This window comes from Cupriavidus cauae (genome assembly GCF_026210475.1).
Lineage (GTDB): Bacteria > Pseudomonadota > Gammaproteobacteria > Burkholderiales > Burkholderiaceae > Cupriavidus > Cupriavidus cauae.
In genome coordinates this window covers 625,613-641,228 of the sequence record NZ_CP080294.1, presented here as the reverse complement: position 1 = coordinate 641,228, position 15,616 = coordinate 625,613, and the positions used below count along the sequence as shown (strand labels likewise).

Below are 15,616 nucleotides of genomic sequence, written 5' to 3'. Positions count from 1 at the left end.
CACTCCGGGCCCCATTACGCATTAGGCGTGCAGTTTGCGCAGCGCGCGATACAGCGCCTCGCGCTCCCGGGTGTCCAGCAGCCGCAATACCGCCGCCTGATGGCGCCGCGCCAGCGGGATCACTTGATCGTGCAGAGCCATGCCCGCTCTCGTGATGCTGCAGAACAGCTTCTTGCGAGGCGTATTGCCCGCAGTGGACAGTTTCACTAGCCCGCGCTGCTCCAGCAACCGGAGCGTGCGGCTGACCAGGGCCTTGTCCGAGGTCGATTGAACCACCAGTTCGGCGAATGGCAGTTCTCCCGCATGCGCCAGCAGCGCCAGCAATCGCCATTCCGGTACCGTCAATTCGAACTGCTCGGCGTAGGGCTGGGTCACGGTCCGCCGCAGCGCGTTGACGAGCTGACTCAGCATCGTGGTCAGGAAATCGTCGACCGTCAGGCCTGTTCCCTGGTCATCGAGCCCCGTCCAGGGCGTGTCCGCCTCGCGCGTTGCGGCGGCATCCTGGCGGCTGACCTCTGCGGATGTCTTCATCGGATCGGCGTGGATGGAAGGGGAGATGGGCGGCGATTGTCGCACAGGGATCGGCAGCGGCAGATTGGAAGCCGCGCCACGAACGCAGCGATTCTGAAGTCGCGCGCCATTCCATAAAGGAGAGGCGGAGTCAATCGGCGCTTTCCGTCTCCGGCACGGCCGTGTCATGAGTGTCATTCATCCGGACCGAATGCCGGTTCCGAGAATTAGGGCCCCGCGAATTGAGTGCCCCTTGGGAAGGAAAAAGCGCCTGCCTGGCGCGGCGTCGCGGCGCCTCAGCTCGTCTGCTCGGGCTCCCGGTCGCGCGGGCGTACCACCAGCGAACGGCGCGGCAATTCCGAATCGAGCACCAGGCGCCCGTGCACGCGCCCGTTCATCCGCGTGATGTGGCGCGTGCAGTCCTGCATATGCGCGGCCATCAGCTTGCGCACCTGCTCGGCATCGCGCGCGCGGGCCGCGGCGACGATCTTCTTGTGGAAGCGGACGTTGGATGCGCCGAACTTCTCGTGCTCGCAGGCCGGCGTGTCGTTGCCGAACACCACCAGCTGCCGCAGCATCTCGTTGATCAGCTCGCAGCAGAACCGCAGCATCGGATTCGGATTGGCCGCGGCCAGGATGTCGTGGAAGCTCAGGTCCTCCTGGCGCTGGTCCAGCGGCGCCGCCGCCGAGGCCGAGGTGGGGTCGCACAGGTCGATCGTATGTTCGAGCGCGCGGAAGTCGTCCTCGGTCAGATGCGGCACCGCGCCGGCGGCCAGCTCCGGCTCCAGCAGCCGGCGCACCGTATAGACGTCGGCAATGCCGACGTCCTTGAAGAACAGGTAGTTCTGCATCAGCTGGAAGGTGCGGTCCAGCGGCACCTCGACGATGGTGCCGCCGCCGGCCGGGCCGGTGCTGACGCTGATCAGCCCCTGCACCTCGAGCGACTTCAGCGCTTCGCGGATCGTGCTCTTGCTGACGCCGAAGGTCTGCTGCAGCTTGATTTCCTGCGGCAGCTTGTCGCCGGGCTTCAGATCGCGCTCGGTGATCAGGCGCTTCAGTTCCTCCGCCACCAGGTCGGCGCGCTTCTGCTTGCGGATCGCCAGAGCCGGCGCCTTCGCGCCGCGGAACGTCACCATGGATTGTCCTTCCTTTCGTTTGATCGCCATGCCGGTGCGGCATGCGCCTTGCCGGCCCACGGCGCCCTGCAACGGTCCTGCCGCGGTCCGTCGCGGTGCGCGCGGCACCGCCATCGCGCATCGGGATCGCGTCCCTGGGCGCAGGTAAACCCTGACCGGCGCTTCATTGACAGTCCCGCAAACCGGCTCCTATGATGCCTTCAACCAGTTTATACGTATAAATAGAATAAACGGGTTCGATTCTTGCTGTAGCGCTGTTGCGATCCTGTCGCGTGCCGGACCTTCCCTTTCGATGGACCCCACAGATCCAAGGAGTGAGCTTTGAATCGTCGTGACGTGCTCAAACTCGGCGCGCTGGCCGCCGTCCCCGCCTCCCTGCTGCGCGCCGGTGCCGTGCTGGCCGCCGACGATGCGATCGAACTCGGTTGCCCGGTGCCGATGTCCGGCCCGTTCGCCGCCAACGGCAAGTTCGCCGACCTCGGCATGAAGCTGATCGTCGAGCAGTACGGCAAGGTGCTTGGCAAGCCGTTGCGCTACAGCGTGCTCGATACCGAAGGCAAGCCCGCCACCGCGGTGCGCAAGGTGCAGGAACTGGCGCAGCAGAAGAACGCGCGCTACTTCGCCGGCGGCATCCTGTCGTCGGAATCGCTGGCGATGGGCAAGGAGGCCGAGAAGTTCGGCGGGGTGTTCGTCACCACCGCCGGCGCGGACGAGATCACCGGCAAGGACTGCAACCGCGCGACCTTCCGCTGGTCGGTGCCGACCTACGGCGCGATCGAGCGCACCGTGCGGCCGCTGATCGAGTCGATGCCCAAGGCCAGGCGCTGGTACACCATCACGCCGCAATACGTGTTCGGCGAGGGCCTGCTGTCCGCCGCGAAGAACATCTTCAAGGAAAAGGGCATCGAGCACGTGGGCAACAGCTACCACGCGCTCAACGAGAAGGAATTCAGCGGCTATCTGACCAACGCGATCGCGGCCAAGCCCGACGTGCTGCTGATCCTGAACTTCGGCTCGCAATCGGCCGACACGCTGCGCCAGGCGGTCAGCTTCGGCATGAAGAAGAACACGACGATCCTGCTGGCCTGGGCCTCGGGGCTCGAGCAGTTCGAATCGCTGGGCGCGGACCTGTGCGATGGCGTCTATTTCGGCGCGCAGTACTGGCACGGCGTCGATACGCCGCTGAACCGCGATCTGGTGCAGCGCTGCAAGGCCACGTTCAAGTCCAATCCGAACTACAGCCTGGCCGGCTCCTATATCTGTACCAAGCTGATGCTGGACGCGATGGTCAAGGCGGGCAGCGCAGATCCGAAGGCCGTGATCGCGGCGATGGAAGGGCTCAAGTACGAGGGGCTGACCGGCCCCGAGGAAATCCGCGCGGCCGACCACCAGGTGCTGAAGAACTACTACCTGCTCAAGGGCAAGGCCAAGGCCAGGATGAAGGACAAGGACGACTATGCCGACGTGATCAGCGTCGGCAAGGCCTTCCTGCCGCCCGAGCAGACCCAGTGCAAGATGGCGTAAGCCTCTGCCACCGCGTTGTCTCCTCTCGACGACCGCTCCCCAACCCTCTCCCCTTGATCGGGAGAGGGCGCCCGCCACCGCGATAGCCAAAGCGAAAAAGCGCTTCATGAACGTCTACCTGTTGCAGGTCATCAACGGCATCGGCATCGGCATGCTGTATTTCCTGCTGGCCGTCGGACTGTCGATCGTCTTCGGCCTGCTGCGTTTCGTCAATTTCGCGCACGGCGCCTTCTATGCGCTCGGCGCCTATCTGTGCTTCCAGGCGCTGCAGCTGGGCATGAACTTCTGGGCCGCGCTGGTGATGGCGCCGCTGGTGATCGGCGCGCTTGCCTGGCTGGTCGAGCGCGTGATGCTGCGCCACGTCTACGCCCAGCCCCATGAGTTCCATATCCTGGTGACGGTCGGCCTCGCGCTCGCGGTGCAGGAGCTGATCATCGTCGGCTGGGGCCCGCTCGGTGTCGACGTGCCGCCGCCCGACGCGCTGCAGGGCGTGGTGATGTGGGGCGACTTCATCTATCCGAAGTACCGGCTGTTCGTGATCGCCTTCACCGCGCTGCTGGCGGTGGCGCTGTGGTGGCTGCTGGAGGGCACGCGGCTGGGCAGCGCGGTGCGCGCCGGCAGCGAATCGACCGAGATGGTGTCGCTGCTCGGCATCAACGTGTTCCGGCTGTTCAGCCTGATGTTCGCGCTGGGCGCGGCGACGGCGGCGATCGCCGGCGTGCTGGCCGCGCCGATCCGCGGCGCCGAACCGTTCATGGGCGTCGAGGCGCTGGGCGTGGCCTTCATCGTGGTGGTGGTCGGCGGCATGGGCAGCTTCACCGGCGCGCTGATCGGCGGCCTGCTGGTCGGCGTGGTGCAAAGCCTGATGAGCACGCTGTGGCCCGAGGGCGCGCGGCTGATGATCTATGTCGCGATGGCCGCGGTGCTGCTGCTGCGTCCGCACGGCCTGCTGGGGAGGGGATGATGGCGTATCGATTCTGGTGGCTCGCGCTGGCCGTCACGCTGCTGCTGCCGCTGACGCTGCGCTCCGGCACGCTGGCGACCGAGGTGCTGATCTACGCGATGGCGGTGATGGCGTGCAATCTGCTGCTCGGCTACACCGGCCTGCTGTCGTTCGGCCAGGGCATCTTCTTCGGCCTGGGCAGCTATTCGCTCGGGCTGGCGCTGACCCGCATCGCGCTGCCGGTGCCGCTGTCGCTTGCGTTGGCGATTGCCATCGGTGCGGCCGCGGCGGCGCTGGTCGGCTGGTTCTCGATCCGGCAGCGTGGCACCTACTTCGTGATGCTGACGCTGGCGTTCTCGCAGATGTTCTACTTCCTGGCCTATTCGGTGCCGTCGCTGACCGGCGGCGACAACGGCCTGCTCGACATCCCGCGGCCCGCGCTGTCGATCGCCGGCCGCGAGCTGGTCTCGCTGGCCTCGCCGTGGCAGTTCTACGGCTTCGTCGCGGTGCTGTTCCTGCTGGTGTTCTTCCTGGTGCTGCGCGTCACCGATTCGGTGTTCGGCCGCACGCTGCTGGCGATCCGCGACAACGAGGAGCGCGCGCTGGCGGTCGGCTACAACATCAAGGCGTTCAAGCTGCTGGCCTTCGTGATCTCGGGCGCGGTGACCGGCCTGGCCGGCGGCCTGCACGCGATGCTGACCGGCATCGCGCCACTGGCCAATATCGACTACCACGTCAGCGAGATGATCCTGATCATGACGGTGATCGGCGGCACCGCCAACGTGTTCGCCTCGGTGCTGGGCGCGGCGTTCTACGTGCTGCTGGCCGACTGGCTGTCGACGCTGTGGCCGCGCTGGCTGATGCTGCTGGGCTTCCTGCTGATCGCGGTGAGCCTCTTCATGCAGCGCGGCCTGTGGGGCCTGGGCACGACGATATGGCTGCGGCTGCGCGGCATCCGCCGCGAGCCGGCCGCGATCGGCCCCGAGCCGGAGGCCGCCACGAAAATCGTCACCACGGGGGAGGAACGCGCATGACCGCCCCGATTCTCGAGGCCACCGGCGTGGTCAAGCAGTACGGCAAGTTCATGGCGCTCGGCGGCGTGGACCTGCGCGTGATGCCGGGCACCGTGCATTCGGTAATCGGGCCGAACGGCGCCGGCAAGACCACGCTGTTCCATATGCTGACCGGCACGCGCAGCGTCACCAGCGGGCGCATCGTCTTCGACGGCCACGACGTCACCGGCGAGACCGACTACCAGCGCGTGCAGCGCGGCATCGCGCGCTCGTTCCAGGTCACCAGCCTGTTTCCCAGCCTGCCGGTGCGCGAGAACCTGCGGCTCGCCGCGCTCGGCACGCAGCCGCGGCGCGCGATGAACTGCTGGCGGCGGCCGGTCGGCGAGCTGGCGTGTACGGACACCGTGGAACGCGTGCTGGAGCGGCTGGAGCTGACCCGCGTCGCCGATGCCGTGGCCGGTGCGCTGTCGCACGGCCAGCAGCGGCGGCTCGAGGTCGGCATGGCGCTGGCCGCGCGGCCGCGCGCGATCTTCCTGGACGAGCCGACCTCGGGCATGGGCGTCGACGATCTCGGCGCGATGAAGCGGCTGATCCGCGGACTGGCCGAGGACCATACCGTCGTGCTGATCGAGCACAACATGGACATCGTGATGGACATCTCCGACACCATCACCGTGATGCAGCAGGGCAAGGTGCTGATGGAAGGCCCGCCCGACAGCGTGCGCGGCGATCCGCGCGTACGGGCCGCCTATCTCGGCAACATGATCACCGGAGGCCAGCGATGACGATGCTCGATGTGCAAGCCATCCATGCCTACTACGGCAAGAGCCACGTGCTGCAGGGCGTGTCGCTCGCGGTGGGCGAGGGCGAACTGGTCACGCTGCTGGGCCGCAACGGCGCCGGCAAGTCGACCACGCTGAAGGCGATCGCCGGCGTGGTGCCGCCGCGCGGCGGCCGTGTGCTGTTTCGCGGCAACGAGATCGGCGGAATGCCGCCGCATCGCATCGCCGCGCAGGGGCTGTGCTTCGTGCCGGAGCATCGCGGCGTCTTCAAGCTGCTGACCGTCGAGGAGAACCTGAAGCTGGGCGCCCGGCGCGATTCGCCGTGGCAGCTCGACGACGTCTACAAGATCTTCCCGCGGCTGCGCGAGCGGCGCCGCAATGGCGGCGCGCAGCTGTCCGGCGGCGAGCAGCAGATGCTGGCGATCGCGCGGGCGCTGATGAACCATCCCCGCCTGCTGATGCTGGACGAGCCGGTGGAAGGGCTGGCGCCGGTGATCGTCGAGGAGATCGTCGCGCAGCTGACGATGATCAAGGCGGCCGGCGTGCCGATCCTGCTGGTCGAGCAGAACCTCGAAGTCTGCACGCAGCTGGCCGACCGGCACGTGATCATCGAGCAGGGCGCCGTGGTCTATACCGGCACCAATGCGCAATTCATCGCCGACGAGGCGGTCAAGGACCGCTATCTCGGCGTCGGCCTGGCGGCTTGAATCGAACGATGTAGCGGACGCGAATTGACGGACATGGCAGAAGACACCACCACCAACACAAAGGCCGGCAACCGGCAGGCCAGCAGCACGCAGATTGGCAACCCGCAGGTCGGCGTCCCTCAGGCAGGCACCGCGCCCGCCGGCAACGTGCAAGGAGGCGCCGCGCACGCCGGCACCGCGTCGCTGCGCGTCGACGGCGCTCGGCTGTGGGACGCGCTGATGCGGCTGGCGCGGATCGGCGCGACGCCCAGGGGCGGCGTCTGCCGCCTTGCACTGACCGATCTCGACCGGCAGGGCCGCGATTTCTTCGTCGCCGAGGCCGAGGCGATCGGCTGCACGGTCCGCGTCGATGCGATCGGCAACATCTTTGCACGCCGGCCGGGCCGCGACGACTCGCTGCCGCCGGTGATGACCGGCAGCCATATCGATACGCAGCCGACCGGCGGCAAGTTCGACGGCAACTATGGCGTGCTGGCCGGCCTCGAAGTGTTGCGTACGCTGGCCGACGCCGGCATCGTCACCGATGCGCCGCTCGAGGTCGCGGTGTGGACCAACGAGGAAGGCTCGCGATTCGTGCCGGTGATGATGGGCTCCGGCGCCTTCATCGGCGAATTCGCGCTGGACCATGTGCTGGCGCAGACGGACCGCGATGGCGTCCGCGTCGGCGACGCGCTGAAGGAAATCGGCTATGCAGGCGCCGAGCCCGTGGGTGGCCGCGCCGTCGGGGCCTATTTCGAGGCCCATATCGAGCAGGGGCCGGTGCTGGAGGCGAACGACACCGTGATCGGCGTGGTCACCGGCGCGCTGGGCCAACGCTGGTACGACGTGGTGTTGACCGGCATGGAGGCGCACGCCGGACCGACGCCGATGGCGCTGCGACGCGACGCGCTGCTGGCCGCGTCCGAACTGGTCGGCATCGTCAATCGCATCGCGCTGGATCACCCGCCGCACGGGCGCGGCACGGTCGGCTGCCTGTCGGTCCATCCGGACTCGCGCAACGTGATTCCCGGCCGCGTGACGATGACAGTGGACCTGCGCGCGGCGGACGACACCGTGCTGTCCGCGATGGACGCGGCCCTGCATCGGGCCTGCACCGCGCTGTCCGAACGCTCGGGCATCGATATCGACGTCAGGCAGGTGGTCTACTTCCCGCCGCAGCCGTTCGAGCCAAGGCTGGTGCAGGCCGTGCGCGACGGCGCCGCGCAGCAGGGACTGTCGGCGATGGACGTGGTCAGCGGCGCCGGCCACGATGCCGTCTATCTGGCCCGCGTCGCGCCGACCGCGATGATCTTCGTGCCCTGCAAGGACGGCATCAGCCATAACGAGATCGAGGACGCGCGCCCCGAGCATCTCGAGGCGGGCGCCAACGTGCTGCTGCACGCGATGCTCGACGCCGCGCGCCGGCGCTGATGCCGCCGACCTCGCCGCCGACGCTGAAACGCTGACGGCGCTGACCGCGTCGCCTGACACGGCCTCCGACCCACACCGCACCGACCGGATCCACGCGATGAAAATCCTGATCGCCCGCCTCAATCACGAGACCAATACCTTCTCGCCAGTGCCCACGCCGCTGGGGTCGTTCGATCCGCGCTATGGCGAGGACGGCTACCGCGCCGCGCGCGGCACGCGCACCGCGGCCGGCGCCTTCATCGACCTGGCCGAATCGGCCGGCGCCGAGATCGTGGTGCCGGTGATCGCCGGCGCCAATCCCAGCGGGCGCGTCGCGGCGCAGGCCTATACCGCGCTGTGCGACGCGATCGTCGCGGCCGCGCCGGGCTGCGATGCGGTGATGCTGGACCTGCACGGCGCGATGGTGGCCGAGAACAGCGACGACGGCGAGGGCGACCTGCTCGAACGCCTGCGCGCGGTGCTGCCCGACGCGCCGATCGCGGTCGCGCTGGACCTGCACGGCAACATCACGCAGAAGCTGATCGACCATGTCGACGTGGCGGTCAGCTTCAAGACCTATCCGCACGTCGACATGTACGAGACCGGCGATCACGCGGGCCGGTTGCTGCTGGACCATATCGCGGGCCGCACGAAGCCGGTGGTGGCCTGGCGCCGCCTGCCGCTGCTGACGCATACGCTGTGCAGCCGTACCGATCAGGGTGCGATGCAGCGCGCGGTGGCGGCCGCCAGGGAAGCGGAAGCGCAAGGCATGTTGGGAGTCTCCGTGCTGGCCGGCTTTGGCCTCGCCGATATCGCGGCCCCTTGCCTCAGCGTGATCGTGGTCGGTGACGGCGATGCGGCCGCCGCCGATGCGGTGGCGCAGCGCATTGCCCAGCAGATCTGGGACGACCGCGCCGGCTTCGTCTATCGCAGCGAGCCGCTGGCGCAGTCGATCGCGCACGCAGCCAAACTTGCCGACGCGCCGGGGGAAGGCCCGGTGCTGTTGCTCGACCACGGCGACAACTGCATGTCAGGCGGCACCTGCGACAACATGGCCGTGCTGCACGAAGCGCTGGCGCAGGGCTTGAGCGGCATCGCGGTCGGGCCGGTGTGCGACCCCGAGGCGGTCGCGGCGCTGGTCGCGGCCGGTGTCGGCGCCACGGTGACGCTGCCGGTCGGCGACAAGGTGGCCCTGACCCAGCTGGGCGTCTATCCGCAATCGAAGCCGCTGACCGGCAAGGTCGCCGCACTCGGCGATGGCGAATACGTGATCAGCGGACCCACCTATACCGGCCAGCGCATCCGCATGGGGCGCAGCGCGCTGCTCGATATCGGCGCGGCGCAGATCGTGATCGTCGAGACGCCGCAGGAGCATTGGGACCTGGGCATCTTCACGCATATCGGCGTGGACCCGCACCGCGCGCGTTTCCTGCTGCTGAAATCGCGGATGTACTGCCGGCCGGTGTTCGTGCCGATCGCGCGTGCGGTGGTGGAGTGCGACGGCGAGGGCGTGACCAGCTCGCGCTACGAGCGCTTCCCGTTCCAGCGCGTGGCGCGGCCGGTCTATCCGCTCGACCTGGACACGCGCTGGCCGTAAATCGCTCGCGGTAAAGGAGAACGGGCCGATCCATCGGCCCGCATGTCGCTCAATCTGCCGCGGCAGGCTTCAATCGCGCAATTCCGGCGGCAGCTTGCCGCCGTTGGCCGCGAGCTCCTTCATCACGCGCTTGTGCAGCCATACGTTCATGGCGGCCGAGTCGTTCATGTCGCCGCTGTATTGCAGCTCGCGCGCCAGTTCCTTGCGGTGCTCCAGGCTGCTGTCGATGCCCAGCGCTTTCATGGTGTCGACGATGGACGTGCGCCAGTTCAGTTTCTGGCCGCTCTGCTGCGCCAGGTCGTCGAGGATCTTCTCGACATCGACCTCCGACAGCGGCGCGCTGGCGGCGCCGGTCGCCGTTCCGGCCGCAGTGCTACCCGCCGCAGCGCCGCCCGCCGTGGTGTTGCCGCCGCCGGTGCCCGCCGTCACCGGTGCCGTGGCCGGCGGCGCGGCGCCCTGCGTCTGACCGGCAGCGCCGGTCTGCGGCTGGCCCGCGGTGCCGGTCTGCGGCTGCTGGGCCTGTGTGGATGCCTGCGGGGACGCCTGCGTGGAAGGCTCCGGCCGCGCCTTGCCGCGCAGCCTGTTCAGGATTTCGCCAAAGATGCTCATTGCAGATCCTCCGGTTGCGATGTGCTGCCAAGTACTGGGATGTGCTGGGCTGTGCAGGGGGGCAGCCCGGACGCCGGGCTGCGCCACGCCACCACGCAGGATCCGCGCCACGGCGCGGCGGCCGGTGCTGCCGTGAGGCGGTCTCGGCAAGGCGGGTACTTTTGACAAGGATTGCCGCTTTTTGGGGGGGAAAGCCGCGCGCCAAAGCAAAACGGGCCGCATCGCGGCCCGTTCCGTGTTTGTCACTGCACCGATCAGGCGAGTGTCATCTGCGCCGTACCGAGTCGGAACGTCGACACGGCCTGCTTCAGGCGTTGCGCCTGCTCTTCCAGAGAGCCGGCCGCGGCGGCGGCCTGTTCGACCAGCGCGGCGTTCTGCTGCGTCACGGTGTCCATCTGCGTGACGGCCTGGTTCACCTGCTCGATGCCGGCGCTCTGCTCGGCGGATGCGGCGCTGATCTCGCCCATGATGTCGGTCACGCGCTTGACCGCGCCGACGATCTCTTCCATGGTCTGACCGGCTTCCGACACCAGCTGCGAGCCCTTCTCGACGCGCTCGGCCGAATCGTCGATCAGCGACTTGATCTCCTTGGCGGCGGTGGCGCTGCGCTGCGCGAGGCTGCGCACCTCGCCGGCGACCACCGCGAAGCCGCGGCCCTGTTCGCCGGCGCGCGCGGCTTCCACCGCGGCGTTCAGCGCCAGGATATTGGTCTGGAAGGCGATGCTCTCGATCACCGCGATGATGTCGGTGACCTTCTTCGACGCACCGTGGATCTCGTCCATGGTGTCGACCACCTGGCCGACCACGGTGCCGCCCTTGACGGCGATGTCCGAGGCATCGACCGCAAGGCGGCTGGCCTGCTTGGCGTTGTCCGCGTTCTGGCGCACGATGCTGGTCAGCTCTTCCATGCTCGAGGCGGTCTGCTGCAGCGACGCGGCCTGTTCCTCGGTGCGCTGCGACAGGTCGGTATTGCCCGCGGCGATCTGGCCGGTGCCGGTGGCGATGGCCTCGGTGCCCAGGCGCACCTCGTTGACGATGCGCAGCAGGTTGCCGTTCATCTCGGCGAGCGCCTGCAGAAGCTGGCCGGTCTCGTCCTTGCTGTCGACGTCGATGCGCGCGCTGAGGTCGCCGGCGGCGACCGTGCGCGCGATATGGACCGCGCGATGCAGCGGACGCGTGATGCCGCGCGTCAGCCAGACCGCGAAGGCGATGCCGATGGCGAGCACCAGCACGCCCAGGCCGATCAGGCGGTTGCGCGCGGTCTGGTAGACGGCGTTGATATCGCGCGCGGTGGCGTCGATGCTGGCGCGCTGAATGTCGAGCAGCTTCTGGATCTCGGCAAGATAGGCGTCGCCAGCCGGCACGAATTCCTTCTCCAGCACGGTGTTCGCTTCGTCGGTCAGCCCTTCCTGCTTGAGCTTGGTGATCTTGTCGCGCGAGGCGTTGTAGGGCTCGCGCACGCGCAGGATGGTCTGGAACGCCTGCTTCTCGGCGTCGGTGCTCAGCAGCGGCTCGATCTTGTCGCGCAGATCGGCGATCGCCTTGACCGAGCCCTTGGTCTCGTTCGCGAAGAACGCGCCGAGCGTCGGGTCCGAGCTCTTGGCCACCGCGGTGGTCCGGCGCACGCTGGTATGCATGTAGCGGTACCAGTCGCTGACCAGCCGTTCCTTGGCCAGCGGCTGCTGCATCATGTCATGCGTGCGCTCCGCGACCTGCTGCAACCGAAGGATGCCAAGTCCGGTCATCAGCGTGGACAGCAGCAATACCACGCCAAAGCCGATGCCAAGGCGCGCACCTATTCCCAAGTTTTTCATTTCTTCTACCTGATGGACATTGAATCGCGGCGAACAACGCCACGCCCGCGGAAGTCCCGCGTGCGTGGTCCGCATTCGCTCTTCGCTCTTGTGTTGCCGCCCGTTCGCTGACGATTGCTTCGGGGGTCGATGTCAAACAACGGCAGTTGGTAGAAAAACTTGAGGAGAGGGCGTCTCGGCAACGGAGAAACCGCGCAGGGTGTTCAGTCGGCGCGGATGCCCCGCGCGCGGATCAGCTTGCCCCATTTGTCGGTTTCCTTCGCCAGATGCTGCTTCAGCTCGGCGGGCGTGCTGCCGATCGGCTCGGCGCCGATCGCGGCCAGACGCTTCTGCACCGCGGGCTTGCGCAGCGCGTCGACCATCGCGCGGTGCAGCGTCTCCACCACGGCTGGGGGCGTGCCGGCCGGCACGAACGCGGCGAACCACGGCGACAGCTCGTAGCCCGGCAGGCCGGCCTCTGCCACGGTCGGCACGTTGGGCAGCGTGGCCGAGCGCTTGCTGGTGGTCACCGCGATGGCGGTCAGCTTGCCGGCATCGATATGTGGCTTGGCGGACGTGATGCTGTCGAACATGTAGTCGACCTGGCCGCCGAGCAGGTCGGTGACCGCCGGACCGCTGCCCTTGTAGGGCACGTGCAGCAGCTCGACGCCGGCCATCGACGTGAACAGCTCGCCGGCCAGGTGGATCGAGGTGCCGTTGCCCGCGGACGCATAGGTGTACTTGCCCGGCTGGCTCTTCGCGCTGGCGATCACCTCCGGCACGGTCTTCGCGCTGGTCTTCGCCTTGTTGGCGACCAGCACGTTAGGCACCACGGCCAGCAGCGATACCGGCGCGAAATCCTTGATCGGGTCGTAGGTCAGCTTGCGGTACAGCGCCGGATTGACCGCCATGCCGTTGGCGACGATCAGCATCGTGTAGCCGTCGGCGGGCGAGCGCGCGACCAGCTCGGCGCCGATATTGCCGCCGGCCCCCGGGCGGTTCTCCACGACGATCGATTGGCCCAGCGTTTGCGACATCTCCTCGCCGAGCGTGCGGGCGATATTGTCCATCGCGCCGGCGGCGGGGAAGGGGACGATCCAGCGGATCGGACGTTCGGGGTAGGCGGCCTGCGCGGCCGGCGTGGCGAGGGCCGCGGCGAGGCCGAGGACCACGGTGGCGAGAGTGAGCGACTTCATTGTCTCCGTTCCTTCGTGAAGTTCGAAACTAGGGTGCCCGGCCCGCGTTGGGCGCGGCTCGGTGGCGTTATCCAGCGGTGATGCGGCTGTGGTGCGGCGCTTACACGGGCGTGGTGCGGCCGTTATGTGGCCATCATGTCGTTGTTGTCGATGCTATGCGCAATCGCGCCGGTAATGTGCGAGCTTGTCCTCGTCCAGCGCCAGACCGAGCCCGGGACCGTCCGGCAGGCGCAGCGCGAAGTCCCGATATGCGGGACGTTCGAGCACCACGTCGTCCTTGAGCAGCAGCGGCCCGAACAGCTCGGTGCCCCAGGCCAGTTGCGGCAGCGTGCAGAAGCCGTGCGCCGCGGCGATGGTGCCGACGCTGCCTTCGAGCATGGTGCCGCCATAGAGCGCGATGCCGGCTGCATCGCCGACCGCGGCGGTGCGCAGCATGCCGAAGATGCCGCCGGACTTGGCGATCTTCAGCGCGAATACATCCGCGGCGCCCAGGCGCGCCAGTTCCATCGCGTCCTCCGGCCCGGTCACCGCTTCGTCGGCCATGATCGGCACCACGAAGCGCGCCGCCAGCCGCGCCAGCCCGACACGATTCTCTCGGGCGATCGGCTGCTCGATCAGGTCGATGCCGGCGGCCTCCAGCATCGCGATGCCGTTGGCCGCGTCCGCCTCGTTCCAGGCCTGATTGACGTCGACGGTCACGCGGGCGCGGTCGCCCAGCGCGCGCTTGATCGCGGCGACATGGGCGACGTCGTCGCGCACCGGACGGCGTCCGATCTTGAGCTTGAAGGTGTCGTGGCGGCGCTCGGCCAGCAGGCGCTCGGCCTCTTCGATATCGCGCGCGGTATCGCCGCTGGCCAGCGTCCACAGCACCGGCAGCGCGTCGCGCACCGCGCCGCCGAGCAGCGTGGCGAGCGGCACGCCGAGCCGCTTGCCCTGTGCGTCGAGCAGCGCGGTTTCCAACGCCGACTTGGCGAAGCGGTTGCCGCGCGCGACCTTGTTCAGCCGGGCCATCGCGCCATGGACATTGGTGGCGTCCTGGCCGATCAAGGCCGGGGCCAGATAGGTATCGATGGCCAGCTTGATGCCTTCCGGGCTTTCCTCGCCGTAGGACAGGCCGCCGATCGTGGTGGCCTCGCCGATGCCTTCGATGCCGTCGCTGGCGCGCAGCCGCACGATGACCAGCGTCTGCTGCTGCATGGTCGCCATGGCCAGCTGATGCGCGCGGATGGTGGGCAGGTCGACCAGGATCGCGTCGACGGATGTGATGGTGGTTGCCATACCTGGAGGATTGGATTGAGGGTTTGCGGTCGAGTATGCGGCTTGACCGGAGGCCTGTCCAAGACCGAAGATGTCTGATTCCATACCTGTCAGGTATGGATTGAAGTCCAAGGAGGCCACCATGGAACTGCGCCATCTGCGCTATTTCCAGACAGTCGCGCGCGAGCTGAACGTGACCCGCGCCGCCGCGCTGCTGCATATCGCCCAGCCGCCGCTGTCGCGCCAGATCCGCCAGTTCGAAGACGAACTGGGCGTGCCGCTGTTCGAGCGTGTAGGGCGCGGGCTGCGGCTCACCGAGGCGGGGCGCTTTCTGCTCGAACAATCGCTGCAGCTGACGCAGCGGCTCGACGAGATGATCGAAGGCACCCGGCGCATCGGCCGCAACGAGAAGCGCTGGTTCGGCATCGGCTTCGTGCCGTCGGTGCTCTATGGCGTGCTGCCGGACCTGATCCGCGAGTTGCGCGCCGACCAGAGCGAGGTCGAGGTCGGCCTGACGGAAATGATCTCGGTTCAGCAGCTCGAGGCGCTCAAGTCCGGCCGCATCGATCTGGGCTTTGGCCGGCTGGCGCTGAGCGATCCTGCCATCGTGCAGCAGGTCGTGATGGCAGAGCCGCTGGTTGCGGCGCTGCCGGCGCGGGCCGCCCCGCGTGAAGGTGAAGGCGGCGATGGCCGTGGCCGCGTCGGTGGCGATGGCCGTGGGGGTGGCGATGGCGATGGCCCGATGGCGCCGGCCGAACTGGCGCGGCGCGGGCTGATTCTCTATCCCGCGCGTCCGCGGCCCAGCTATGCGGACCACGTGCTGTCGCTGTTCCGCGCCCAGGGGCTGCAGCCGCGCGTGGTGCAGGAGGCGAACGAGCTGCAGACCGCGCTGGGCCTGGTCGCCGCGGGGCTCGGCATCACGCTGGTGCCGGCCTCGGTGCAGCGGTTGCATCGGGACGATGTCCGCTATTGCCCGATCGACGCGCCGGGCTTCGTGTCGCCGGTGATCATGAGCTATCGCGCGGGCGATGCGTCGCCGTTCCTGGCGAGGGCGGTGGCGTGGGTGCGGAGGCAGGCGGAAGCCTCGGGTTGAAACCTCGGGTTGAAACCTCGGACTGAAACCTCGGGCTGAAACCTCGGGCTGAATCGGGGCCGTCGCC

Annotated in this window: 14 protein-coding genes; 8 read left to right on the top strand and 6 right to left on the bottom strand. The window is 68.1% G+C overall.

Features of this window, described 5'->3' with window-relative positions; all coding sequences use genetic code 11:
• Positions 1 to 21: 21 nt before the first annotated feature.
• Positions 22 to 531, bottom strand: coding sequence for a MarR family winged helix-turn-helix transcriptional regulator (locus tag KZ686_RS18320; protein ID WP_265635286.1), 510 nt, complete (start codon positions 529 to 531; stop codon positions 22 to 24).
• A gap of 275 nt (positions 532 to 806) precedes the next feature.
• A complete protein-coding gene (locus KZ686_RS18315; RefSeq protein ID WP_149319556.1) occupies positions 807 to 1,646 on the bottom strand; it encodes a FadR/GntR family transcriptional regulator in 840 nt (279 codons plus the stop codon).
• A gap of 321 nt (positions 1,647 to 1,967) precedes the next feature.
• Between KZ686_RS18315 and KZ686_RS18310 the strand changes: the two genes are divergently transcribed.
• The 7 genes from KZ686_RS18310 (at position 1,968) to KZ686_RS18280 (ending at position 9,601) form a co-directional block, all read left to right on the top strand.
• On the top strand, positions 1,968 to 3,170 hold the full coding sequence (locus KZ686_RS18310) for an ABC transporter substrate-binding protein (protein ID WP_265634730.1): 1,203 nt from the start codon (positions 1,968 to 1,970) through the stop codon (positions 3,168 to 3,170).
• Positions 3,171 to 3,276: 106 nt separating this feature from the next.
• The gene (locus KZ686_RS18305) at positions 3,277 to 4,134 is read left to right on the top strand and encodes a branched-chain amino acid ABC transporter permease (protein ID WP_265634728.1); all 858 of its coding nucleotides are present in this window, start codon (positions 3,277 to 3,279) and stop codon (positions 4,132 to 4,134) included.
• Complete coding sequence (locus KZ686_RS18300) at positions 4,134 to 5,147, top strand: branched-chain amino acid ABC transporter permease (protein ID WP_265635284.1); 1,014 nt, start codon at positions 4,134 to 4,136, stop codon at positions 5,145 to 5,147. Before KZ686_RS18305 ends, KZ686_RS18300 begins: the two co-directional genes overlap by 1 nt.
• Positions 5,144 to 5,911 carry an ABC transporter ATP-binding protein gene (locus tag KZ686_RS18295; RefSeq protein WP_150082243.1) on the top strand — a complete coding sequence of 256 codons (768 nt, stop codon included), beginning with the start codon at positions 5,144 to 5,146 and terminating at the stop codon, positions 5,909 to 5,911. The genes KZ686_RS18300 and KZ686_RS18295 overlap by 4 nt, the downstream gene beginning before the upstream one ends.
• 2 nt (positions 5,912 to 5,913) lie before the next feature.
• Positions 5,914 to 6,615 carry an ABC transporter ATP-binding protein gene (locus tag KZ686_RS18290; protein WP_265635282.1) on the top strand — a complete coding sequence of 234 codons (702 nt, stop codon included), beginning with the start codon at positions 5,914 to 5,916 and terminating at the stop codon, positions 6,613 to 6,615.
• A 33-nt stretch (positions 6,616 to 6,648) separates the two neighbouring features.
• Positions 6,649 to 8,025, top strand: coding sequence for a Zn-dependent hydrolase (locus KZ686_RS18285; RefSeq protein ID WP_265634726.1), 1,377 nt, complete (start codon positions 6,649 to 6,651; stop codon positions 8,023 to 8,025).
• A 97-nt stretch (positions 8,026 to 8,122) separates the two neighbouring features.
• Complete coding sequence (locus tag KZ686_RS18280) at positions 8,123 to 9,601, top strand: M81 family metallopeptidase (protein WP_265634724.1); 1,479 nt, start codon at positions 8,123 to 8,125, stop codon at positions 9,599 to 9,601.
• 69 nt (positions 9,602 to 9,670) lie between these two features.
• On the opposite strand, the gene KZ686_RS18275 is transcribed toward KZ686_RS18280, so the two are convergent.
• The 4 genes from KZ686_RS18275 to KZ686_RS18260 form a co-directional block, all read right to left on the bottom strand.
• The gene (locus tag KZ686_RS18275; protein ID WP_226109270.1) at positions 9,671 to 10,210 is read right to left on the bottom strand and encodes a DUF3597 domain-containing protein; all 540 of its coding nucleotides are present in this window, start codon (positions 10,208 to 10,210) and stop codon (positions 9,671 to 9,673) included.
• Positions 10,211 to 10,464: 254 nt separating this feature from the next.
• Entirely contained in the window at positions 10,465 to 12,024 is a 1,560-nt protein-coding gene (locus tag KZ686_RS18270) for a methyl-accepting chemotaxis protein (protein WP_149319562.1), read from the bottom strand.
• Positions 12,025 to 12,227: 203 nt separating this feature from the next.
• Positions 12,228 to 13,199 carry a tripartite tricarboxylate transporter substrate binding protein gene (locus tag KZ686_RS18265; RefSeq protein ID WP_265634720.1) on the bottom strand — a complete coding sequence of 324 codons (972 nt, stop codon included), beginning with the start codon at positions 13,197 to 13,199 and terminating at the stop codon, positions 12,228 to 12,230.
• Positions 13,200 to 13,352: 153 nt separating this feature from the next.
• The gene (locus KZ686_RS18260) at positions 13,353 to 14,477 is read right to left on the bottom strand and encodes a muconate/chloromuconate family cycloisomerase (protein ID WP_265634718.1); all 1,125 of its coding nucleotides are present in this window, start codon (positions 14,475 to 14,477) and stop codon (positions 13,353 to 13,355) included.
• Positions 14,478 to 14,598: 121 nt separating this feature from the next.
• On the opposite strand from KZ686_RS18260, the gene KZ686_RS18255 reads away from it, so the two are divergent.
• Positions 14,599 to 15,549 (top strand): LysR family transcriptional regulator, encoded by a 951-nt coding sequence (locus KZ686_RS18255; protein ID WP_265634716.1) that lies wholly within the window; start codon positions 14,599 to 14,601, stop codon positions 15,547 to 15,549.
• Positions 15,550 to 15,616: the final 67 nt, after the last annotated feature.